Below are 23065 nucleotides of genomic sequence, written 5' to 3'. Positions count from 1 at the left end.
TGTCCCGTCGCGCGTCTTGATCCGCAGGCCCGGCCCCTGTATAGCCTCGCCCCTTCCATCACGGCGGGGGTTCCCATGACGGCTTGCGGCCTCGATTTCGGCACGTCCAACACGACGCTCGGCGTGCGGACGGCGTCCGCGGCTGCCGGCACGGGAGGGGGCGGTTACGGCCTGCTTGCCCTCGACGGCGCACGGACGACCCTGCCCAGCGCCGTCTTCTTCGATTTCGAAGCCGACGCGGTGACGGTGGGGCAGGCGGCCATCGACGCCTATGCGTCGGGCGTCGAGGGGCGCTTGATGCGCTCCATCAAGTCGATGCTGGGCACCGACCTGATTGATGCCGACACCGCGCTGCGCAAGGGCCGGATCACCTTCCGCGCGGTCATCGCCACCTTCCTGGCCGCGGTCAAGGAGCGGGCGGAGACCGCGCTCGGCGGCGAGCTGACCGACGTGGTGCTCGGGCGCCCGGTGCATTTCGTGGACGGCGACCCGGCGGGCGACGCCGCGGCGGAGGAGGTGCTGGGCGAGATTGCCCGCTCCGTCGGCTTCCGCGGCATTTCCTTCCAATATGAGCCCATCGCCGCCGCGCTCGACTACGAGCAGCAGGTGGAGCGGGAGGAACTGGCCCTGATCGCCGACATCGGCGGCGGCACGTCGGACTTCTCCATCGTCCGCATCGGGCCGGAGCGGCGCGGGCGGGCCGACCGCAGCGCCGACATCCTGGCCAACGACGGCATCCGTGTCGGCGGCACCGACTTCGACCGCGACCTGTCGTTGGCGACGGCCATGCCGCTGCTCGGCCACGGCAGCGCCATGAAGCGCCCCGGTCTGCTGGCCCCCAAGCATTTGTTCTTCGATTTGGCGACCTGGTCGAAGATCAACTTCCTCTACACCGCCAAGGCGATGGCCGATCTGGAGCGCCTGAAACGCGATTCCGCGACTCCGGACCGCATCGAGCGGCTGATCGGCGTGGTCGAGCACCGGCTGGGGCACGCGCTGGCCATGGCGGTGGAGCGCACCAAGATCGCCCTGTCGGACGGGCCGGAGGCCGGCCTGCTGCTGGATTGGGGCGGCGGCGGCATGACGCGCCCGGTGTCGGTGGACGAGCTGAACGAGGCGACGGCGATCCTGGCCGGCCGCATCGGCGGGCGGGTGCGCGCCTGTCTGGCCGAGGCCGGCACGCTGCCGGCGGACATCGACGCGGTGTTCCTGACCGGCGGCTCCACGCTGCTGCCGCAGGTGCGGGCGGCCATCCTGGCCGAGCTGCCCGGCGCCCGTGTGGTCGAGGGCAACATCTTCGGCTCGGTCGGCACCGGCCTGACCATCGAGGCGGCGCGGCGCTTCGGCGGGACCGCCTGAGGCGTTCTTCAAGTCCCGGACACGAAAAAGCCCACCGACGGTGTCGCCGGTGGGCTTTTTCGTACTCTGTTCCGCGGTTCGGTCCTCCGGTGGTGCCCGCCGCGCCGCGAGGGCTGGGCGGGCACCGGAAACCGGCGGACCGAAGTCCGATGGATCAGACCGAGTAGTACATCTTGTACTCGATCGGGTGCGGCATGGTCTCGAAGGCCAGCAGCTCCTCGGTGCGCAGGTCGATGTAGGACTCGATCATGTCCTTGGTGAACACGTCGCCCTTCTGCAGGAAGGCGCTGTCGGCCTTCAGGCTGTCCAGGGCCTCGCGCAGCGAGCCGCAAACCGTCGGAACCTTGGCCAGCTCTTCGGCCGGCAGGTCGTACAGGTTCTTGTCCATCGCCTCGCCCGGATGGATCTTGTTCTGGATGCCGTCCAGACCGGCCATCAGCAGGGCGGCGAAGGCCAGGTACGGGTTGGCCGACGGATCCGGGAAGCGGACCTCGACGCGCTTGCCCTTCGGCGAGGCGACGTACGGGATGCGGCAGGAGGCCGAACGGTTGCGGGCCGAGTAGGCCAGCAGAACCGGAGCCTCATAGCCCGGGACCAGACGCTTGTACGAGTTGGTCGTCGGGTTGGTGAAGGCGTTCAGCGCCTTGGCGTGCTTGATGATGCCGCCGATGTAGTACAGCGCCAGCTCCGACAGGTCGGCGTACTGGTTGCCGGCGAACAGCGGCTGGCCTTCCTTCCAGATCGACTGGTGCATGTGCATGCCCGAGCCGTTGTCGCCGAAGACGGGCTTCGGCATGAAGGTCGCGGTCTTGCCGTAGGCGTGGGCGACGTTGTGCACGACGTACTTGTAGTACTGCATGTTGTCGCCGGTGCGGACCAGCGTGTCGAACTTGATGCCCAGCTCATGCTGCGAAGCGGCCACCTCGTGGTGGTGCTTCTCGACCGGCACGCCCATCTCGGCGAGCACGCTCAGCATCTCGGCGCGCAGGTCCGAGCCGCTGTCGACCGGAGCGACCGGGAAGTAGCCGCCCTTGACGCCCGGGCGGTGGCCCAGGTTGCCGTCCTCATAGTCCTTGTCCGAGGTGTACGGGCCTTCCTCCGAGTCGAACTCGTAGGACACCTTGTTCATCTCGACCTTGAACTTGACGTCGTCGAAGACGAAGAACTCGGCTTCCGGGCCGAAGTAGGCGGTGTCGCCGATGCCGGCCGACGCCATGTACTTCTCGGCGGCCTTCGCGATGCCGCGCGGGCAGCGGGCGTAGGGCTGGCCGGTCGACGGCTCGTACACGTCGCAGAGGATGTTCAGCGTCGGCTGGGCCGAGAACGGGTCCATGACGGCGGTGGTCGGGTCGAGCTGGAGGATCATGTCCGACTCGTTGATCGCCTTCCAACCGGCGATCGAGGAGCCGTCGAACATGATGCCGTCCTCGAACACGTCCTCGTCGATGGTCGAGACGTGCTGAGCGGTGTGGTGCAGCTTGCCGCGCGGGTCGGTGAAGCGGAGGTCCACGTACTTGACGTCGTGTTCCTTGATCAGGTCGAAGACCTTGCTGATGTCGGACATATCTCTTTTTCCACGCTTAAGAGGTTTGGGTCCCGCTGCGTCAAACCGACCGAGGGGCGGGTGACGGCGCTCGCGGCGGACGTTATGTCATGCCTTTCCCAAGCACACAACGTGACAGCACAAAAAGTCGCGCCCGGATGGGCCTCCACGCACGGATCGTTCCGGTCGCGGTTGCGACGGTCTGCGTCGGCCCGATCGGTGTCGGCCGGCTTTGCGTCGGTTGTGGGCGGGGCTGGTTCATGTTGGCCGGTGGTCGGGTTTTCGGGACGCGATCAGATCGCGTCGCCTCCCTTCTCGCCGGTCCGGATGCGGACAACTTCTTCCACGGGGGTGACGAAGATCTTGCCGTCGCCGATGCGGCCGGTGTGGGCGGCCTGCTGGATCGCCTCGATCGCCCGCTCCACCAGGGAGTCCTCCATCACCACCTCGATCTTCACCTTCGGCAGGAAGTCGACCACATACTCCGCGCCGCGGTACAGCTCGGTGTGCCCCTTCTGACGGCCGAAGCCCTTGGCCTCGGTGACGGTGATGCCCTTGATGCCGACTTCGTGAAGGGCTTCCTTCACTTCGTCGAGTTTGAACGGCTTAATGATGGCTTCGATCTTCTTCATGGGTCTCTCGTGTACGAGGTGCCAACGCCGGCAGGCACCGTCCACGGCTCTGCCGACGGTCCGAAGTAAAGCACGTTGCGTGCCAATCGGAGGGGTTGCGATCCGGCTGCGTGGGATGCCGGGCCGCAGCGGGCCGATGCCACCGTGGGCGGCACGCGACTGCCAACGGATAGGGCGAAGTGAACAATATTTGTGCACAAGCTGCAAGCAATCCGCGCAGCCATACCCTTTCGGATGGGGTAGGGGCGGTGTTCGCCAAGCTTTTTCACATTGATGAACGCGGTGGAAAATAGAGCTTGACCCGCCCCGTCCCTTGGGGCAAATAGGCGACCCCGGTGGCGGTGGTAGCTCAGTTGGTAGAGCTCTCGGTTGTGGTCCGAGCGGTCGTGGGTTCGAGTCCCATCCATCGCCCCAGTCCCCCTTGACGGTGGATGCGCGTGCCTCGTGAGGAGTTCACGTCGGCGTTGCATCGATCGAAACGGCGGGTGGGGTGTTTGCGGACGGTTCATTCCGTCCCCCGGTGGCGGTGGTAGCTCAGTTGGTAGAGCTCTCGGTTGTGGTCCGAGCGGTCGTGGGTTCGAGTCCCATCCATCGCCCCAGTTCTTCCTTCCAATTCCTGTGCCAATCAGGCCATTCCTTTCATTCCTCCTGTGCTCGGCTATGCTGCGGCCGTCGCGGTGCTTATTGTGCCGGGTGACGGTGATGCGGGATTGCGGCGGGTGGAGGCGATGGACGAACTGCTTTCCGTGGCGGAGATGTACCGCGCCGACGCGCTGACCATGGCGGGCGGTGTGCCGGGGCCTGTGCTGATGGAGGCGGCGGGGGCCGCGGTGGTGCGCGCGGTCTGCGAGCGCTGGGCGCCGCACCCGACCGTCGTCCTGTGCGGGCCGGGCAACAATGGTGGCGACGGCTTCGTCATCGCGCGTCTTCTTCTTGAAGCGGGCTGGCCGGTGCGGCTGGCCTTGCTGGGGTCGCGCTCCGCGCTGCGCGGAGACGCGGCGGTGGCGGCCGGGCGCTGGACCGGGCCGGTGGAGGCCGCCGACCCCTGGCTGCTGGAAGGCAACCCTCTGGTCATCGACGCGCTGTTCGGGGCCGGGCTGGCCCGCCCGCTCGACGGCATGGCCAAGGACGTCGTCGAGGCGATGGCGGGGCGCACCGTCGTTGCCGTGGACGTGCCCAGCGGCCTGCACGGCGACAGCGGCCAGGTGATGGGGGTGGCCCCGCAGGCGGCGTTGACCGTCACCTTCTTCCGCCGCAAGCCCGGCCATCTGCTGCTGCCCGGCCGGGTTCTCTGCGGGGAGGTGGTGGTCGCCGACATCGGCATTCCCGACACGGTGCTGGACGCCATCGCGCCGCAAACCCTGGTGAACGGCCCCGACCTGTGGCGGCAGCGCTACCCCTGGCCGCGGCTCGACGCGCACAAATACGCGCGAGGGCACGCGGTGGTGCTTGGCGGGGCGCGGATGACCGGCGCGGCGCGGCTGTCGGCGCGGGGCGCTTTGCGCGCCGGGGCAGGGCTGGTCACGGTGGCCTGCCCACCCGACTCGATGCCGATCTACGCCGCCGGCTCGCCCAGCCTGATCGTGACCGATGTGGCGGACGGCGCGGCCTTCGAGGCTCTGCTGGTGGATCCGCGCAAGAACGCGGTGCTGCTGGGACCGGGAGCCGGAGTCGGGGCGGACACGCGGGGCCATGCGCTCGCCGCGCTGGGTGCTGGAAAGGCCTGCGTGCTGGACGCCGACGCGCTGACCAGCTTCGCCGAGTCGCCCGCCGACCTGCTCGACCGGTTGAACGGGCGCTGTCTGCTGACCCCGCACGAAGGCGAATTCGCCCGGGTCTTTCCGGATATCGCGGCGCAGGAGGGCGGCAAATTGACCCGCGCCCGTGCCGCGGCGGCGCGCTGTGGCGCGGTCGTCCTTTTGAAGGGTGCCGACACGGTGGTCGCGGCACCGGATGGGCGGGCCGTCATCAACGCCAACGCTCCGGCCGATCTGGCGACCGCCGGGTCGGGGGATGTGCTGGCGGGCATCGCGCTCGGGCTGATCGCCCAGGGGACGGACACGTTCGACGCCGCCTGCGCCGCGGTCTGGCTGCACGGCGAGGCGGCGAACGCCTTCGGGCCGGGCCTGATCGCCGAGGATTTGCCGGACGCGCTGCCGGGGGTGCTGAAGCGGCTCAAGGCGGGCGGGCGCTGACCCGGCGTCCCCAGGGCATACATACGCCTGGACAGGGGGCTTACCCTTAGGGCCGGGCTCAAGCTATGGCTTGCCGAGAGCGCGCCCGCACGCCAGACTCTACGGTATGAGCGAGACGCCCGAGATCAAATCCGCTGAGACCCGGTCCAGCCAGCCCGTCCCGACCCAGCCCCCCGCCATCGGGGTGGGCACGCCGCCGGGGCTGCTCGACCGCACCCTGGACACGCTGCGCGCGGGCTGGCGCGAGATCGCCGCCTCCGCCCGCGGGGTGGTCGGCGCCGCGCCGCGCGCCAATCTGCCCAAGGAGGACGCGGAGCGGCTGAAGGAACAGATCGAAGCCTGCCTGGAGGGCCGCGGCGGCGAGGTGTCGGCGCGGGCGCGGGCGGCGCAGCTCGGCCGCACCTATCTGGCGCTGGACGGGCAGGGGCGGCGCAATTTCCTGATGATGCTGGCGCGCGATTTCGACGTGGACCGCGCTGCCGTTGACCAAGCGATGGCGACCTTCCAGACGGCGGGCGACCCGGTGTCGCGCGGCCACGCCGAGCGCGCCCTGCGACGGGCGCTGGAGCCGCCGCGGCTGCGCCTGCTGACCCAGTTCAACGGCCTGCCGGAAGGGGTGAAGTTCCTGGTCGACCTGCGCGCCGAGCTGATGGAGATGGCGCGCGGCGAACCGCTGCTCCAGGCGCTGGAGGACGATCTCAAGAGCCTGCTGCGCAGCTGGTTCGATGTCGGCTTCCTGGAGATGCGCCGGATCACCTGGGACAGCCCGGCCTCGCTCCTGGAAAAGCTCATCAAGTACGAGGCGGTGCACGAGATCAGCGGTTGGCGGGACCTGAAGGACCGCCTCGACTCCGACCGCCGCTGCTTCGCCTTTTTCCACCCGCGCATGCCGAACGAGCCGCTGATCTTCGTCGAGGTCGCGCTGGTCCAGGGCATGTCGGACAACGTCCAGGCGCTGCTCGACCCCTCCGCCCCGGTCTGCGACCCGAAGAGCGCGGACAGCGCCATCTTCTATTCCATCTCCAACGCCCAGGTCGGGCTGGCGGGAATCAGCTTCGGCAACTTCCTCATCAAGCGGGTGGTGGACGGGCTGACCGCCGAGTTTCCCAACATCAAATGCTTCGCCACCCTGTCGCCGATTCCCAGCTTCCGCCGCTGGCTGGACCGGGAATTGGCCGAGCGCGGTGATTCTCTGCTCAGCCCGCCCGAGGCGGAACGCATCGCCGAAGCCATGGCCAGCCGTCCGGGCGCCAGCGAATCGGAGGCGGAAGGCGGCGCGGACGAGCGTCCCGTGCTGGCCGGAGCCCTGGCTCTGCCCTCTTGGCACGCCGACGACGAGCTTCAAAAGCAGTTGCGCGGCCCGTTGATGCGGCTGTGTGCGCATTACCTGACGACGGCGCGCGCGTCGGACCGCCGCAGCGAACGACCAGGTGCGGCGCCGGCTCGGGCGCTCGATCCGGTCGCGCATTTCCACCTCAGCAACGGCGCCCGCATGGAGCGGCTGAACTGGCTGGGCGATCGGTCGCCCAAGGGGTTGCGGCAGTCTTGCGGGATGATGATCAACTACCGCTACAAGCTGGGGGAAATCGACGCCAACCACGAAGCGTACCGGGGGGAGGGCAAGGTCAACGCCTCCTCCTCCATCCGGTCGCTGGGAAAGGGGGGCGGATGAGCCGGTTCGCCGCCCGCCGGGGCGCTGTCGTCGTCGCGTCAAGCGTCCCCCACCAATGGCGTGCGGAACGGCGCCCATTTTGCCTGTTTGCGGCGCGAACCCTGTGCTATAGAGCGGACTTCGCCGGCAGTCCGTCGGGTGTTCCGCACCCGTCGCGGGCTGTCTATGCCATTGCGGGCGTGGCGGAACTGGTAGACGCGCCGGATTTAGGTTCCGGTGACTTCGGTCGTGGGGGTTCGAGTCCCTTCGCCCGCACCATGGCAACAGCTTGGACCGCATGGGAACACACGGTTTCGGGCCGCCCGGACGGGCGCCGCCGGGCCGGACAACGAGATAGGCTTTCGTTCCGATGAACATCACCGAGACCAGCGCCGACGGCCTGAAGCGCGAGTACAAGGTCGTCATTTCCGCCCAGGATATCGAACAGAAGGTGCAGGGCCGGCTCGAAGAGCTGCGCCGGACGGTGCAGCTCCCCGGCTTCCGTCCGGGCAAGGTGCCGGTTGCCGTGATCAAGCAGCGCTACGGCGGCAGCGTGCTGGCCGAGGCTCTGGAGGATGCGATCGCCGACAGCTCGCGCCAGGCGCTGAACGAGCGCGGCCTGCGCATCGCCATGCAGCCGAAGATCAACGTCGAGAAGTACGAGGACGGCGGCGACCTGTCCTACACCATGGGCGTCGAGCTTCTGCCGGACATCGAGCCGGGCGATCTCAGCGGCCTGGAGCTTGAGAAGCCGGTCGCCACGGTCGAGGACTCGGCCGTCGACGAGGCGCTGACCCGTCTGGCCTCCGCCCATTCGGTGCAGGCCCCGGTCACCGAGGACCGCGCGGCCGAGAAGGGCGACATCGCCGTGATCGACTTCGCCGGTTCGGTCGATGGCGAGGCCCTGCCGGGCATGGACGGCAAGGACTACCCGCTGGAGCTGGGCGCCAACCAGTTCGTTCCGGGCTTCGAGGACCAGCTGATCGGCGCCAAGGCCGGCGAGCACCGCACGGTGAAGGTCACCTTCCCGGCCGACTACCCGCACGACCGCCTGAAGGGCGCGGACACCGTGTTCGAGGTGGACGTCAAGGAACTCCGCAAGAACGTCCCGGCCGAGGTCAACGACGACCTCGCCAAGGAGTTCGGCATGGAGAGCCTGGAGAAGCTGCGCGAGGCCGTCGGCGACCGCATCAAGGGCGAGTACGCCAACGTGTCGCGCCTGCGCGTCAAGCGCCAGCTCCTCGACAAGCTGGCCGAGGCGCACTCCTTCGAAGTCCCGCCGGGCATGGTGGACGTCGAGTTCGAGGGCATCTGGCAGCGCCTTCAGCAGGAGCTGAAGAACGGCACCGCCGGTGAGGACGCTGGCAAGCCGGAGGAGGAGCTGAAGACCGAGTACCGCGGCATCGCCGAGCGCCGCGTGCGCCTGGGCCTGCTGCTGTCGGAGATCGGCCGCCGCAACGACATCCAGGTGACTCAGGACGAGATCAACCGCGCCCTGATCGCGGAAGCCCGCCGCTTCCCCGGCCAGGAGCGTCAGGTGTTCGAGTTCTTCAAGCAGAACCGGGAAGCGCTGGAAAACCTCCGCGCCCCGATCTTCGAGGACAAGGTCGTCGACTACATCCTGGACCAGGCCAAGGTGAGCGAGAAGCCGGTGTCCGCCGAAGAGCTGATGAAGGACCCCGACGAGGAGGCCGAGGCGGCCTGATCGTCAGAAAGGTTGAGGGGCGGCCTACCGGTCGCCCCTTTCCATTCCTATATGTAGACTGCTCAGACGACTAACCGAGCTGCGGGAGCAGGGAAGACCACCATGTACGACTTCGAACCGAAGATGAATGCTCTGGTCCCGATGGTCATCGAGCAGACCAACCGGGGCGAACGAGCGTACGATATTTATTCGCGCCTGCTGAAGGAACGGATCATCTTCTTGATCGGTGGCGTGAACGACGCCGTCGCCAGCCTGATCTGCTCGCAGCTGCTGTTCCTGGAATCGGAAAACCCGAGCAAGGACATCGCGCTCTACATCAATTCGCCGGGCGGCTACGTCTCGGCCGGCCTCGCCATCTACGACACCATGCAGTACATCCGTCCGCAGGTGTCGACGGTGTGCATGGGGCAGGCGGCCTCGATGGGCTCGCTTCTGCTCGCCGCCGGTGCGCCGGGCAAGCGCTTCTCGCTGCCGAACAGCCGGATCATGATCCACCAGCCGTCGGGCGGTGCCCAGGGCCAGGCCTCGGACATCGAGATCCAGGCCCAGGAGATCCTGAAGCTGCGTTCGCGCCTCAACGACATCTATGTCAAGCACACCGGCCAGTCTCTCGACACCATCGAGGCGGCCATGGAGCGTGACAAGTTCATGTCGCCGGAGGAGGCCAAGGCCTTCGGGCTGATCGACGAGGTGGTGGAGAAGCGCCCCGGCTCGATCGGCGACGGCGGCGCCGCCTGATGGCGCGCGCGAACTAATGATTGATTGCGCCGGTTCCCTGTTGTTGAATGATGGGGAACCGGTCCGATGGATCGGGTTCGAAGGATGAGCGGATGCGTTAACCTTGTCACGGGCCATGCCCGGGACAACCTTTGAAAGGACCGGCGTCGGGGGACGCCGCAGGCGGTTGACAGGTTATACGGATCAGTCCCCCGCGAGATGACGGAGTACCGATGAGCAAGTCCAGCAGCGGCGATTCGAAGAACACGCTCTACTGCTCCTTTTGCGGCAAGAGCCAGCACGAGGTCCGCAAGCTGATTGCCGGTCCGACGGTGTTCATCTGCGATGAATGCGTCGAGCTGTGCATGGACATCATTCGCGAGGAGAACAAGACGACCCTCGTGAAGTCCCGCGACGGCGTGCCGACCCCGCGCGACATCCATGCGGTACTGGACGATTACGTGATCGGCCAGCATCACGCGAAACGGGTCCTTTCTGTTGCGGTGCACAATCACTACAAGCGGTTGGCGCACGGCACGAAGCACAACGACGTCGAACTGGCGAAGTCCAACATCCTGCTGGTCGGCCCCACGGGCTGCGGCAAGACGCTGCTCGCCCAGACGCTCGCCCGGATCATCGACGTTCCCTTCACGATGGCCGACGCCACGACTCTGACCGAGGCGGGCTATGTCGGTGAGGACGTCGAGAACATCATCCTCAAGCTGCTCCAGGCCGCCGACTACAACGTCGAGCGGGCGCAGCGCGGCATCGTCTACATCGACGAGGTCGACAAGATCAGCCGCAAGTCCGACAACCCCTCGATCACGCGCGACGTGTCGGGCGAGGGCGTGCAGCAGGCCCTGCTGAAGATCATGGAAGGCACCGTCGCCTCCGTGCCTCCGCAGGGCGGCCGCAAGCACCCGCAGCAGGAATTCCTGCAGGTCGACACCAGCAACATCCTGTTCATCTGCGGCGGTGCCTTCGCCGGGCTGGACAAGATCATCGCGCAGCGCGGCAAGGGCACGTCGATCGGCTTCGGCGCCGATGTGCGCGGCCCGGACGAGCGCTCGACCGGCGACATCCTGCGCGAGGTCGAGCCCGAGGATCTGCTGAAGTTCGGCCTGATTCCCGAGTTCATCGGCCGTCTGCCGGTGGTCGCCACGCTGGCCGATCTGGACGAGTCGGCTCTGGTCGAGATCCTCACCAAGCCGAAGAACGCCCTGGTCAAGCAGTACCAGCGCCTGTTCGAGATGGAGGATGTGCGTCTGGAGTTCTCCGACGACGCCCTGCGCACCATCTCCCACAAGGCGATTCAGCGTAAGACCGGCGCGCGCGGCCTGCGTTCGATCATGGAGTCGATCCTGCTCGACCCGATGTTCGATCTGCCGGGCCTGTCGGGGGTGGAAAGCATCCTCGTCAACAAGGAGGTGGTCGAGGGGCGCGCCAAGCCGCTTTACGTCCACGCCGAGCGCCGCGGGGAGCAGCAGGCACCGGGTGCCTGAGTTTGTCACGGCCGATCAGCATCGGATACGGGGAAGGGCGCCTTTGGGCGCCCTTTGTCGTTTCCGGCTTTTGCAGGCATCGAGGGCGCCATTCGGGCCTCGGAACGGCCCGGCCGGCATGTCGCACCGCCATACGGAATTGGGGTTCTGGCCCTTGAAGGGGGGCTATGGCTGTGCCACGTTAGAAAAAGTGCCGGTTTTCGATCCCTGTGCTCATCCCCCGAGGCGGGGGTCTTCCCAGGCCCATCCCGGGCTGACGGCGTCCCAATGAAAGAGGCCCAATCAATGTTCGAAATCCCTCGTGGTGCCCTCTATCCGGTCCTGCCGCTCCGCGACATCGTGGTTTTCCCCCACATGATCGTGCCTCTTTTCGTCGGCCGTGAGAAATCCGTGCGCGCCCTGGAAGACGTGATGAAGGACGACAAGCAGATCCTTCTCGTCACCCAGAAGAACGCCGCGCAGGACGATCCGACGCCGGCCGATATCTACAGCGTCGGCACCGTTGGGACCGTGTTGCAGCTGCTGAAGCTGCCCGACGGAACGGTGAAGGTGCTCGTGGAGGGCGGCCAGCGCGCGTCCATCACCAAGTTCGCCGAGAACGAGGATTTCTTCCAGGCCCACGCCGACCTCGTCGAGGAGAAGGTCGGGGAAAGCCAGGAGCTTGAGGCGCTGGGACGCGCGGTCGTCTCGCAGTTCGAGCAGTACATCAAGCTGAACAAGAAGATCCCGCCGGAGGTTCTGGTCTCGATCAACCAGATTGAGGAGCCGGGCAAGCTGGCGGACACCGTCGCCTCCCACCTCGCGCTGAAGATTCCGGAGAAGCAGCAGCTCCTGGAATGTGCCACGGTGTCGGAGCGGCTGGAGCGGGTTTACGCCTTCATGGAAGGCGAGATCGGCGTCCTGCAGGTGGAAAAGCGCATCCGCAACCGCGTCAAGCGGCAGATGGAGAAGACCCAGCGCGAGTACTACCTCAACGAACAGCTCAAGGCGATCCAGAAGGAACTCGGCGAGACCGAGGACGGCCGCGACGAGTCGGCCGAGCTGGAAGAGAAGATCAACAAGACCCGCTTCTCCAAGGAAGCCCGCGACAAAGCCCTGGCCGAGCTGAAGAAGCTGCGCTCGATGAGCCCGATGTCGGCCGAGGCGACGGTGGTGCGCAACTACCTGGACTGGATGCTGTCCATTCCGTGGAAGAAGCGTACCAAGGTGAAGAAGGACCTGAAGCTCGCGCAGAAGATCCTCGACGCCGATCATTACGGCCTGGAGAAGGTCAAGGAACGCATCCTCGAGTATCTCGCGGTCCAGAACCGCATGAACAAGGTGAAGGGGCCGATCCTCTGCCTCGTCGGGCCGCCCGGCGTCGGCAAGACCTCGCTCGGCAAGTCGATCGCCAAGTCCACGGGGCGCAACTTCGTGCGCATGTCGCTCGGCGGCGTGCGGGACGAGGCCGAGGTCCGCGGTCACCGGCGCACCTACATCGGCTCGATGCCCGGCAAGGTCATCCAGGGCATGAAGAAGGCGAAGTCGTCCAACCCGCTGTTCCTGCTGGACGAGATCGACAAGCTTGGCGCCGATTGGCGCGGCGACCCGTCGTCGGCCCTGCTGGAGGTCCTCGACCCCGAGCAGAACGGCACCTTCAACGACCATTACCTGGAGGTCGACTACGACCTGTCGGATGTGATGTTCGTCTGCACGGCCAACACGATGCGCATGCCGCAGCCGCTGCTGGACCGTATGGAGATCATCCGCGTCGCCGGCTACACCGAGGATGAGAAGGTCGAGATTTCCAAGCGCCACCTGATCGAGAAGCAGGTGGAGGCCAATGGCCTGAAGAAGGGCGAGTTCGCCATCTCCGACGACGCGCTGCGCGACCTGATCCGCTACTACACGCGGGAGGCCGGCGTCCGCAGCCTGGAGCGCGAGATCGCCAACCTCTGCCGCAAGGCCGTGAAGGAGATCCTGATGAAGGGCTCCGCCGGCGCCAAGGTCGCGGTCACCCGCCGGAACCTGGACAAGTACGCCGGTGTCCGCCGCTTCCACTTCGGCGAGGCGGAGCTTGAAGATCTGGTGGGCGTCACCACCGGTCTGGCCTGGACCGAAGTCGGCGGCGAGCTGCTATCGATCGAGGCGGTCAGCCTCCCCGGCAAGGGGCGTGTGACCACCACCGGCAAGCTGGGCGACGTCATGAAGGAGTCGGTCCAGGCGGCGGAGAGCTACGTCAAGTCGCGGGCCACCGCCTTCGGCATCAAGCCGACGCTCTTTGAGAAGCGGGACATCCACGTCCACGTGCCCGAGGGCGCCACCCCGAAGGACGGCCCGTCGGCGGGTGTGGCGATGATCACGTCGATCGTCTCGGTTCTGACCGGCATCGCGGTTCGCAAGGACGTGGCGATGACCGGCGAGATCACCCTGCGCGGCCGGGTGCTCCCGATCGGCGGCCTGAAGGAGAAGCTGCTGGCCGCACTGCGCGGTGGCCTCAAGCATGTGCTGATCCCGAAGGACAACGAGAAGGATCTCGCCGAGATTCCGGACAACGTGAAGCGCGGCCTTGAAATCATCCCGGTCAGCACCGTCGACGACGTCCTGAAGCACGCCCTGGTTCGGGAAGTCGAGCCCATCGAGTGGAAGGAACCGGAAGCGGTCGAGCCGGCGGTCGCCAAGCCGCAGACCGACGGCGGAGGCGAGGTGCTTCGTCACTGATCGAGTCCGGCGTTTAAAGCACCCTTAAAGCGCTACCATGCTTCGCATCGCCCGCCCGTCTGCAATTGACGGGCGGGCGATGTCGTGTTTATCGTTTGAACGCGTGAAGTCATTGGGTGGCTTTGCTTCCACTTTCTTTGCCGGATTGAAATGGGGGGAAGTAAGTGAACAAGAACGATCTGGTGGCGCACGTCGCCGATGCCGTGGGTTTGTCCAAAACCGACGCGACCAAGGCGGTCGACGCCGTTTTCGACGGCATCGCCGACTCGCTCAGGAACGGGGAGGAGGTTCGCTTGGTCGGTTTCGGCACCTTCGCGGTCTCCGAACGCGCGGCCAGCGAGGGCCGCAACCCGCGCACTGGCGAGAAGATCGCCATACCCGCGTCGAAACAGCCGAAGTTCAAGCCGGGCAAGACCTTGAAGGACGGGCTGAAGTGATGACGTCTTGAACGGATAGGGCATTCCGGGCATAGTGCGCGCCGGTCAGCACAAGCTGGCCGGCTTTGCGTTGTCTGGACGCCAATCCGGTCAACGACGCGGCGCGGGCGATTAGCTCAGCGGTAGAGCATCTCGTTTACACCGAGAGGGTCGGGGGTTCGAAACCCTCATCGCCCACCACCGCGCCCGATCCTTCCGGCATGTCTTTTTCAAAATCGTGATTGACAGGCCATGCGTCGGGCGGCTAGAAACCGCCCATCGGCGACGGGGCACAGCCTCGGAAACAGCGCTGCGATCCTATGACACGGACGCTTGTTTTGCGCGTTTCATCTTGCCGCGTTGCGCGGGTGTAGCTCAGTTGGTTAGAGCGCCGGCCTGTCACGCCGGAGGCCGCGGGTTCAAGTCCCGTCACTCGCGCCATTCTTCCCCTCTCCCTTCTCCTTTTTGCAATGAAAACGAAGCCTTCACGGCTTTACCGGCAGGCTCGTGATCCCTATATCCGAATAGCTCGACCCGCATATCCGATAAGCCGGATAGAGAGAAGGGTCATTTAAAAAGTTTGGTAATACCAAGGACATCCGCTCATTTCCGCAGAGTGGATTCGTTGGCCGAAAGCGATTCAAAGCGCTTTCCTTGATCACGCTCTCGTCATATATTCCGCCCCGTCTGATGGGCTAATCCAAGGCATTCCAGCCACGACACCGCGCGTCGGCCGATTACCGGCCGTACCGGCGATCGTGGCGTGGGCTTATGGGAGGACCGCGGTGACCAACCCGCTGATCATTGAGTACCTTCCGATCCTGGTGTTCCTGCTGATCGGTATCGCGCTGGCCGTGGTGATGGTTGGCGCGTCTTACGTCATCAGCCCGAAGAATCCGGATTCGGAGAAGCTCTCCCCCTACGAGTGCGGCTTCGAGCCGTTCGAGGATGCCCGCACGAAGTTCGACGTGCGGTTTTACCTGGTCTCCATCCTGTTCATCATCTTCGACCTCGAGGTCGCCTTCCTGTTTCCGTGGGCCGTGGCGCTCGGGGACATCGGCCTCTTCGGTTTCTGGTCGATGATCGTGTTCCTTGGGATTCTGACCATCGGCTTCATCTATGAGTGGAAGAAAGGAGCTCTGGAATGGGAGTAGAGGCTGCCAAGCTGGCGCCGATTCCGCCCGGACCGGAACAGGACGCCTATCTCCGCGCGGTCACCGAGGAGATCCAGGAAAAGGGTTTCATCACGGCGAAGTACGAGGATGTGCTCGCCTGGGCCCGCACCGGTTCCCTGTGGCCGATGACCTTCGGTCTGGCCTGCTGCGCGGTGGAGATGATCCACGCCTACATGAGCCGGTACGACCTGGACCGTTTCGGCGTCATTCCGCGCCCCAGCCCGCGCCAGTCCGACTGCATGATCGTGGCCGGCACGCTGACCAACAAGATGGCCCCCGCGCTGCGCAAGGTCTATGACCAGATGCCGGAACCGCGCTGGGTGATCTCGATGGGCTCCTGCGCCAACGGCGGCGGCTACTATCACTATTCCTACTCGGTGGTGCGCGGCTGCGACCGGATCGTTCCGGTCGATATTTACGTGCCGGGCTGTCCTCCGACCGCGGAAGCGCTGGTCTACGGCATTCTGCAACTCCAGAAGAAGATCCGGCGCGGCAACCGCATCGCTCGCTGAATAAGAAAAAGGCAGGTCCTGGCCATGTCCGAACAGGCGTTGAAGGAACTTGGGGACCATATCGCCGCGACGCTCGGCGATGACGTCCTGAAGGTCGAGCTGAAGCTTGGCGAGCTGATGGTGACCGTCCGCCGGCCCTCGCTCATCAAGTCGCTCACCTTCCTGCGTGACGATCCGACCTGCTCGTTCGAGCAGCTGCTCGACGTCACCGCTGTGGATTGGCCGGAGCGGGAGGAACGCTTCGAGGTCGTCTACATCCTTTTGAGCTACAAGCACAATCGGCGCCTCCGCGTGAAGGTCACCACCGACGAGGACACTCCCGTGGCCTCGGCCGTGCCGGTGTACAACGCGGCCGGCTGGTTCGAGCGTGAAACCTGGGACATGTTCGGGATCTTCTTCTCTGATCATCCGGACCTGCGCCGCATCCTGACCGACTACGGTTTCGAAGGTCACCCGTTGCGCAAAGACTTCCCGATGACGGGCTATGTCGAGTGCCGCTACGACGAGGACCAGAAGCGCGTCGTCTACGAACCCGTCCGCCTGACGCAGGATTTCCGCAGCTTCGACTTCCTGTCGCCCTGGGAAGGCATGACGAACGTGATGCTGCCCGGCGACGAGAAGGCCCAGGCCCCTGACACCGGGAGCAAGCCGTGACCATCGCCACGTCCGCACACCCCTCCGCCGGCCAGTCCGGCGGCAAGACCCAGATCAAGCCCTACACCATGAACTTCGGGCCGCAGCACCCTGCGGCCCACGGCGTGTTGCGTCTGGTGATGGAGCTGAACGGCGAGGTCGTCGAGCGCTGCGACCCGCACATCGGCCTGCTGCATCGCGGCACCGAGAAGCTGATCGAGTACAAGACCTATCTGCAGGCCGTTCCGTATTTCGACCGCCTGGACTACGTCAGCCCGATGTGCATGGAGCACGCCTATGTGCTCGGCATCGAGAACCTGCTGCAGATCAAGGCGCCGCTGCGCGCCCAGTACATCCGCGTTCTCTTCTCCGAGATCACGCGCATCCTGAACCACATCCTGTCGATCACCACCGGCGCGCTCGACGTCGGCGCGATCACGCCGGCGCTGTGGGGCTTCGAGGAACGCGAGATCCTCATGGAGTTCTACGAGCGTGTGTGCGGTGCGCGCCTGCATGCGAACTACTTCCGTCCCGGCGGCGTCGCCTGGGATCTGCCCGCTGGCCTGACCGACGACATCTGGGAGTTCACGGAGCGCTTCCCGAAGTTTGTTGACGACATTGACAATCTGCTGACGAACAATCGCATTTTCAAGCAGCGGACCGTCGACATCGGCGTCGTCACCAAGGAAGAGGCGTTCAACTGGGGCTTCACCGGCCCGATGCTGCGCGGCTCGGGCGTCGCCTGGGACCTGCGCAAGTCGCAGCCCTACGAAGTCTACGACCGCATGGACTTCGACGTGCCGGTCGGCCTGACCGGCGACTGCTGGGCGCGCTACCTCGTCCGCATGGAGGAGATGCGCCAGTCCAACCGCATGATCCGCCAGTGCCTGAAGGAGCTTCCCGAAGGCCCGGTGCGCGCGGAGGAGCGCAAGGTCTCCCCGCCGCCGCGCGGCGAGATGAAGCGGTCGATGGAAGCGCTGATCCATCACTTCAAGCTCTTCACCGAGGGCTTCCACGTCCCGGCGGGCGAAACCTACACCGCCATCGAGGCGCCGAAGGGCGAGTTCGGCGTGTATCTGGTGTCGGACGGCACGAACAAGCCGTACCGCTGCAAGATCCGCGCGCCGGGCTTCGCCCACCTGCAGGGCCTCGACTTCATGTCGAAGGGCCACATGCTGGCCGACGCGGTGGCCAACATCGCGTCCATGGACATCGTGTTCGGAGAAATTGACCGATGAGCGCCCCGGCTCACGACCCGGCCAAGGAGCCGGCCTCCTTCGCCTTCAATCCGGAAAATCTGGAACGGGCGAAGGCCATCATCGCGAAGTACCCGGCGGGCAAGCAGGCCAGCGCCTGCATGCCGCTGCTTGATCTGGCCCAGCGCCAGAGCGAGGGCTGGCTGCCGCGTGTCGCCATGGACGCCGTCGCCGACCTGCTCGGCATGCCGCGCATCCGCGTGTACGAGGTCGCGACCTTCTACACGATGTACAACAAGACCCCGGTCGGCAAGCACGTCATCCAGGTCTGCACGACTACGCCGTGCTGGCTGCGCGGGTCCGACGACATCGTGCACACCTGCGAGCGCAAGCTGGGCATCGGCGTCGGCGAGACCACCGCGGACGGCCAGTTCACGCTGCGCGAGGTCGAGTGCTCGGGCGCCTGCGTCAACGCGCCGGTGGTCCAGATCGGCGACGACTACTATGAAGACGTCAGCCCGGAACACATGGAAACGATCATCGACGCCCTCAAGGGCGGCGAGATCCCCAAGCACGGCTCGCAGATCGGCCGGCAGTCCTCCGAACCGGTGGGCGGCCCGACGACTCTGAAGGCCTTCACCACCACGGCCGATTGAGGGGGATGCGATGCTTCGCGACGAGGACCGCATTTTCACCAACCTGTACGGCTACCAGAGCTTCGGCCTGGACGCCGCCCGGAAGCGTGGTGACTGGGACAACACCAAGGCCCTGATCGCCCAGGGCAAGGAATGGATCATCGAGCAGGTCAAGGAATCCGGCCTGCGCGGGCGCGGCGGCGCCGGCTTCTCCACCGGCATGAAGTGGTCCTTCATGCCGAAGAACGTGACCGACAAGCCGGTCTACCTCGTCATCAACGCCGACGAGGGCGAGCCGGGCACCTGCAAGGACCGCGACATCCTGCGCCACGATCCGCACAAGCTGATCGAGGGCTGCCTGATCGCCGGTTTCGCCATCGGCGCGTCGGCCTGCTACATCTACATCCGCGGCGAGTTCTACAACGAGGGCTCCAACGTCCAGCGCGCCATCGACGAGGCGTACGAGGCGGGGCTGATCGGCAAGAACGCCTGCGGCACCGGCTACGACTACGACATCTACATCCACCGCGGCGCGGGCGCTTATATCTGCGGCGAGGAGACGGCGCTCATCGAGTCCATCGAGGGCAAGAAGGGCCAGCCGCGCAACAAGCCGCCGTTCCCCGCCCAAGCCGGTCTCTATTCCTGCCCGACCACGGTGAACAACGTCGAATCCATCGCGGTGGTTCCGACCATCCTGCGCCGCGGTGCGGCGTGGTTCGCCGGTCTCGGCCGTCCGAAGAACACCGGCACCAAGCTCTTCTGCATCTCCGGGCACGTCAACAAGCCGTGCAACGTGGAAGAGGAGATGGGCATCCCGCTGAAGGAGCTGATCGAGAAGCACGCCGGCGGCGTGCGCGGCGGGTGGGACAACCTGCTGGCGATCATCCCCGGCGGTTCGTCGGTGCCGCTGCTGCCGAAGTCGATCTGCGACACGGTCCTGATGGACTTCGACAGCCTGCGCGACGTGCGCTCGGGCCTGGGCACCGCGGCGGTGATCGTGATGGACAAGTCCACCGACGTGGTGAAGGCCATCGCCCGCCTGTCCCAGTTCTACGCCCATGAGAGCTGCGGCCAGTGCACGCCGTGCCGCGAGGGCACCGGCTGGATGAACCGCATCATGCAGCGCATGGTGACCGGCAACGCGCGCGTCGAGGAAATCGACATGCTGCTGGAGGTCACCAAGCAGATCGAGGGGCACACCATCTGCGCGCTCGGCGATGCCGCGGCCTGGCCGATCCAGGGCCTGTTCCGGCATTTCCGGCCGGAGGTCGAGCGCCGCATCCTCGACTACCGCAACGCCGCCAAGTCCTTGGCGGCCGAGTAAGGAGCCCGGTTTCCAATGCCGAAACTCACCATCGACGGGATCGAGATCGAAGTCGAGCCGGGCACCTCGATCCTGCAGGCCTGCGAACAGCTGGGCATCGAGATCCCGCGCTTCTGCTACCACGAGCGTCTGAGCGTGCCGGCGAACTGCCGCATGTGCCTCGTGGAGATGGAGCGCGCGCCGAAGCCGGTGGCCGCCTGCGCCATGCCCTGCGGCGACGGGATGGTCGTCAAGACCAACACCGAGCTCGTGCACAAGGCCCGCAAGGGCGTCATGGAATTCCTGCTGATCAACCACCCGCTGGACTGTCCGATCTGCGACCAGGGCGGCGAGTGCGATCTCCAGGACCAGGCGATGGCCTACGGTTTCGACCGTGGCCGCTACGGCGAGAACAAGCGCGCCGTCCAGGACAAGTACATGGGGCCGCTGATCCGGACCGAGATGACGCGCTGCATCCACTGCACGCGCTGCATCCGCTTCGTGAACGAGATCGCCGGCGTTCCCGACCTCGGCGCGGTGAACCGCGGCGAGCACATGGAGATCACCACCTTCGTCGAGAAGGCCATTGGGTCGGAACTGTCGGGCAACCTCGCCGACGTCTGTCCGGTGGGCGCTCTGCTGTCCAAGCCCTACGCCTTCACGGCCCGTCCGTGGGAGCTGCGCAAGACCGAGACGGTCGACGTGCTGGACGCTGTCGGCTCGAACATCCGCGTCGACACCCGCGGCCCCGAGGTGATGCGCGTCCTGCCGCGCGTCAACGAGGACGTCAACGAGGAGTGGATCGCGGACAAGACCCGCTTTGCCTATGACGGGCTGAAGCGCCAGCGTCTCGACCGCCCCTACGTTCGCAAGGACGGCAAGCTGCAGCCGGCGACCTGGGCCGAGGCCTTCCAGGCCATCGCCGCCAAGGTCAAGGGCGTCCCGGGCAACCGCATCGCCGCCATCGCCGGCGATCTGGCCGACACCGAATCCATGCTGGCGCTCAAGGAGCTGATGGCCGGCCTCGGCTCGGCCAACATCGACTGCCGCCAGGACGGCGCCCTGTTCGACACGTCGTCCCGCGCGGGCTACCTGTTCAACAGCGGCATCGCCGGGATCGAGCGGGCGGACGTCATCCTGCTGGTCGGCACCAACCCGCGTTGGGAAGCCACCATCGTCAACGCCCGCATCCGCAAGCGCTATCTGATGGGTGGCCTGAAGGTCGCGGTGATCGGCGAGGCCCGCGAGCTGACCTACCCGTACAGCCATCTCGGCACGGGCACCGACGCCCTGCAGCAGCTCGTCGACGGCACGCACGCCTTCGCCGATGCGCTGCGCGGCGCCAAGAACCCGATGGTCATCCTCGGCGCCGGCGCCTTCCGCCGCAAGGACGGCGCCGCCGTTCAGGCCGCGGTGCGCAAGCTGGCCGAGACCTTCAACGTGGTTCAGGACGGCTGGAACGGCTTCAACGTGCTGCACACGGCGGCGTCCCGCGTCGGCGGCCTCGACATCGGCTTCCTGCCGGGCGAGGGCGGTCGCGGCACCGTCGGCATCGTCGAGGGGGCAGGGAAGGGCGAGATCGACGTGGTGTACCTGCTGGGCGCCGACGAGATCGACACCGCGGCTCTGGGCAACGCCTTCGTGGTCTACCAGGGCCACCACGGCGACAAGGGCGCCCACCGCGCCGACGTCATCCTGCCGGGTGCCGCCTACACCGAGAAGAACGCCCTCTACGTCAACACCGAGGGCCGTCCGCAGCAGGCGCGTCTCGCCACCTTCCCGCCCGGCGAGGCGCGGGAGGACTGGAAGATCCTGCGCGCCCTGTCGGAACAGCTCGGCCACAAGCTGCCCTACGACAGCCTGACGCAGATCCGCCGCCGTCTGGCCGAGGTCAACCCGGTCTTCGCGGCGGTCGGCACGGTCACGCCGGCCCCCTGGGCGCCGTTCGGCGCGGAGGGCGCGCTCGACGCGGCCCCGCTCCAGTCGCCGGTCGCGAACTACTACATGACCGACCCGATCAGCCGCGCCTCGGTGACCATGGCTCGTTGCGCCGAGACGTTCGTGAAGCCCGCCGAGAGCGCTCAGGAGAGGACCGGTACCCATGGCTGAGTTCTGGAGCGGCTTCCTGCTGCCGCTGATCATCATCGTCCTCAAGATCCTGGCGATCGTCGTGCCGCTCCTGGTGGCCGTGGCCTTCATGACCTACGCCGAGCGTAAGATCATGGGCGCCATGCAGCTCCGCCAGGGTCCGAACATCGTCGGCCCGTTCGGGCTTCTGCAGCCGTTCGCGGACGGCCTGAAGCTGTTCGCGAAGGAGCAGATCCTGCCGGTCGGCGCGAACCGCTTCGTGTTCTATCTGGCGCCGATGCTGACCTTCTTCCTGGCGCTGGTCGCCTGGGCGGTCATTCCCTTCGACTACGGCATGGTGCTGGCCGACATCAACGTCGGCATCCTGTACCTGTTCGCGATCTCGTCGCTGGGCGTGTACGGCATCGTGATGGCCGGCTGGGCGTCGAACTCGCGCTACGCCTTCCTCGGCGCGCTGCGCTCGGCGGCGCAGATGGTGTCCTACGAGGTCTCGATGGGCCTCGTCATCATCTCCGTCCTGCTCTGCGTCGGCTCGCTGAACCTGACGAAGATCGTCGAGGCGCAGGAGACGATCTGGTTCGCCATCCCGCTGCTGCCGATGTTCGTCATCTTCTTCATCTCGGCGCTGGCGGAAACCAACCGGTCCCCCTTCGACCTGCCGGAAGGCGAGTCGGAACTGGTGGCCGGCTTCATGGTGGAATACAGCTCGGCCCCCTTCGCGCTCTTCTTCCTTGGCGAATACGCCAACATGATCCTGATGAGCGCGATGACCAGCATCCTGTTCCTGGGAGGCTGGCTGCCGCCGCTGCCGTTCGCGCCCTTCACCTGGATCCCCGGCCCGATCTGGTTCGCCCTGAAGATCGCCTTCTGCCTGTTCGTCTATGTGTGGGTCCGCGCGACCATGCCGCGCTACCGCTACGACCAGCTGATGCGTCTGGGGTGGAAGGTGTTCCTGCCGTTCTCGCTGCTGTGGGTCGTGCTGACGGCCGGCGTGCTGGTGACGTTCGGCTGGCTGCCGAAGTGACCGGCGCCTGAACGGACCATCGGATCGAGTTTCAAAGAGAATGCGCGGGCGTCACCCGGAACGGGGCGCCCGCTTGGAA

The 23065-nt window shown here is 66.2% G+C and carries 18 protein-coding genes and 5 tRNA genes; 21 read left to right on the top strand and 2 right to left on the bottom strand.

The window, feature by feature from the left end; all coding sequences use genetic code 11:
• Positions 1-75 precede the first annotated feature (75 nt).
• Positions 76-1359 carry an Hsp70 family protein gene (locus tag Sp245p_RS10135; protein ID WP_014240104.1) on the top strand — a complete coding sequence of 428 codons (1284 nt, stop codon included), beginning with the start codon at positions 76-78 and terminating at the stop codon, positions 1357-1359.
• A gap of 154 nt (positions 1360-1513) precedes the next feature.
• Here the strand turns inward: Sp245p_RS10135 and glnA are convergent, their stop codons facing one another.
• Entirely contained in the window at positions 1514-2923 is a 1410-nt protein-coding gene (gene glnA / locus Sp245p_RS10130) for a type I glutamate--ammonia ligase (protein WP_014240105.1), read from the bottom strand.
• A 272-nt stretch (positions 2924-3195) separates the two neighbouring features.
• Complete coding sequence (locus Sp245p_RS10125) at positions 3196-3534, bottom strand: P-II family nitrogen regulator (RefSeq protein WP_014240107.1); 339 nt, start codon at positions 3532-3534, stop codon at positions 3196-3198.
• A 338-nt stretch (positions 3535-3872) separates the two neighbouring features.
• Here Sp245p_RS10125 and Sp245p_RS10120 point away from each other — a divergent pair.
• The 20 genes from Sp245p_RS10120 to nuoH all read left to right on the top strand — a co-directional run bounded on the left by Sp245p_RS10120 (position 3873) and on the right by nuoH (position 22986).
• Positions 3873-3948: transfer RNA gene (locus Sp245p_RS10120), tRNA-His, on the top strand.
• Positions 3949-4057: 109 nt separating this feature from the next.
• A tRNA-His gene (locus tag Sp245p_RS10115) sits at positions 4058-4133 on the top strand.
• 129 nt (positions 4134-4262) lie between these two features.
• Entirely contained in the window at positions 4263-5729 is a 1467-nt protein-coding gene (locus tag Sp245p_RS10110; protein ID WP_014240110.1) for a bifunctional ADP-dependent NAD(P)H-hydrate dehydratase/NAD(P)H-hydrate epimerase, read from the top strand.
• 106 nt (positions 5730-5835) lie between these two features.
• Positions 5836-7401 carry a malonyl-CoA decarboxylase gene (locus Sp245p_RS10105; RefSeq protein ID WP_014240111.1) on the top strand — a complete coding sequence of 522 codons (1566 nt, stop codon included), beginning with the start codon at positions 5836-5838 and terminating at the stop codon, positions 7399-7401.
• Positions 7402-7574: 173 nt separating this feature from the next.
• Positions 7575-7659: transfer RNA gene (locus tag Sp245p_RS10100), tRNA-Leu, on the top strand.
• Positions 7660-7750: 91 nt separating this feature from the next.
• Positions 7751-9085 carry a trigger factor gene (gene tig, locus Sp245p_RS10095; RefSeq protein ID WP_014240112.1) on the top strand — a complete coding sequence of 445 codons (1335 nt, stop codon included), beginning with the start codon at positions 7751-7753 and terminating at the stop codon, positions 9083-9085.
• A 102-nt stretch (positions 9086-9187) separates the two neighbouring features.
• Positions 9188-9823, top strand: a complete 636-nt coding sequence (gene clpP / locus Sp245p_RS10090) for an ATP-dependent Clp endopeptidase proteolytic subunit ClpP (RefSeq protein WP_014240113.1) — start codon at positions 9188-9190, stop codon at positions 9821-9823.
• Between the two features lie 212 nt (positions 9824-10035).
• Positions 10036-11304 (top strand): ATP-dependent Clp protease ATP-binding subunit ClpX, encoded by a 1269-nt coding sequence (gene clpX, locus Sp245p_RS10085; RefSeq protein ID WP_014240114.1) that lies wholly within the window; start codon positions 10036-10038, stop codon positions 11302-11304.
• 285 nt (positions 11305-11589) lie between these two features.
• On the top strand, positions 11590-14004 hold the full coding sequence (gene lon / locus Sp245p_RS10080; RefSeq protein ID WP_014240116.1) for an endopeptidase La: 2415 nt from the start codon (positions 11590-11592) through the stop codon (positions 14002-14004).
• 164 nt (positions 14005-14168) lie between these two features.
• Entirely contained in the window at positions 14169-14441 is a 273-nt protein-coding gene (locus Sp245p_RS10075; protein WP_014240118.1) for an HU family DNA-binding protein, read from the top strand.
• 105 nt (positions 14442-14546) lie between these two features.
• Positions 14547-14621, top strand: a tRNA-Val gene (locus tag Sp245p_RS10070).
• A gap of 163 nt (positions 14622-14784) precedes the next feature.
• Positions 14785-14861 (top strand) — tRNA-Asp (locus Sp245p_RS10065).
• A gap of 344 nt (positions 14862-15205) precedes the next feature.
• Positions 15206-15574, top strand: a complete 369-nt coding sequence (locus tag Sp245p_RS10060; protein WP_014240120.1) for an NADH-quinone oxidoreductase subunit A — start codon at positions 15206-15208, stop codon at positions 15572-15574.
• Complete coding sequence (locus Sp245p_RS10055) at positions 15565-16107, top strand: NuoB/complex I 20 kDa subunit family protein (RefSeq protein ID WP_014240121.1); 543 nt, start codon at positions 15565-15567, stop codon at positions 16105-16107. The genes Sp245p_RS10060 and Sp245p_RS10055 overlap by 10 nt, the downstream gene beginning before the upstream one ends.
• 24 nt (positions 16108-16131) lie before the next feature.
• Positions 16132-16761, top strand: coding sequence for an NADH-quinone oxidoreductase subunit C (locus tag Sp245p_RS10050; RefSeq protein ID WP_014240122.1), 630 nt, complete (start codon positions 16132-16134; stop codon positions 16759-16761).
• Positions 16762-16829: 68 nt separating this feature from the next.
• Positions 16830-17978 (top strand): NADH-quinone oxidoreductase subunit D, encoded by a 1149-nt coding sequence (locus tag Sp245p_RS10045; RefSeq protein ID WP_035673062.1) that lies wholly within the window; start codon positions 16830-16832, stop codon positions 17976-17978.
• Positions 17975-18592 (top strand): NADH-quinone oxidoreductase subunit NuoE, encoded by a 618-nt coding sequence (nuoE, locus tag Sp245p_RS10040; RefSeq protein WP_014240124.1) that lies wholly within the window; start codon positions 17975-17977, stop codon positions 18590-18592. Before Sp245p_RS10045 ends, nuoE begins: the two co-directional genes overlap by 4 nt.
• Before the next feature lie 10 nt (positions 18593-18602).
• Positions 18603-19895 carry an NADH-quinone oxidoreductase subunit NuoF gene (gene nuoF, locus Sp245p_RS10035; protein ID WP_014240125.1) on the top strand — a complete coding sequence of 431 codons (1293 nt, stop codon included), beginning with the start codon at positions 18603-18605 and terminating at the stop codon, positions 19893-19895.
• A 15-nt stretch (positions 19896-19910) separates the two neighbouring features.
• Positions 19911-21983 (top strand): NADH-quinone oxidoreductase subunit NuoG, encoded by a 2073-nt coding sequence (gene nuoG, locus Sp245p_RS10030; RefSeq protein WP_014240126.1) that lies wholly within the window; start codon positions 19911-19913, stop codon positions 21981-21983.
• On the top strand, positions 21976-22986 hold the full coding sequence (gene nuoH / locus Sp245p_RS10025; RefSeq protein WP_014240127.1) for an NADH-quinone oxidoreductase subunit NuoH: 1011 nt from the start codon (positions 21976-21978) through the stop codon (positions 22984-22986). The genes nuoG and nuoH overlap by 8 nt, the downstream gene beginning before the upstream one ends.
• Positions 22987-23065: the final 79 nt, after the last annotated feature.

This window comes from Azospirillum baldaniorum (assembly GCF_003119195.2).
GTDB classification, from domain to species: Bacteria; Pseudomonadota; Alphaproteobacteria; order Azospirillales; family Azospirillaceae; genus Azospirillum; species Azospirillum baldaniorum.
This window is presented reverse-complemented; position numbering and strand designations above follow the sequence as displayed.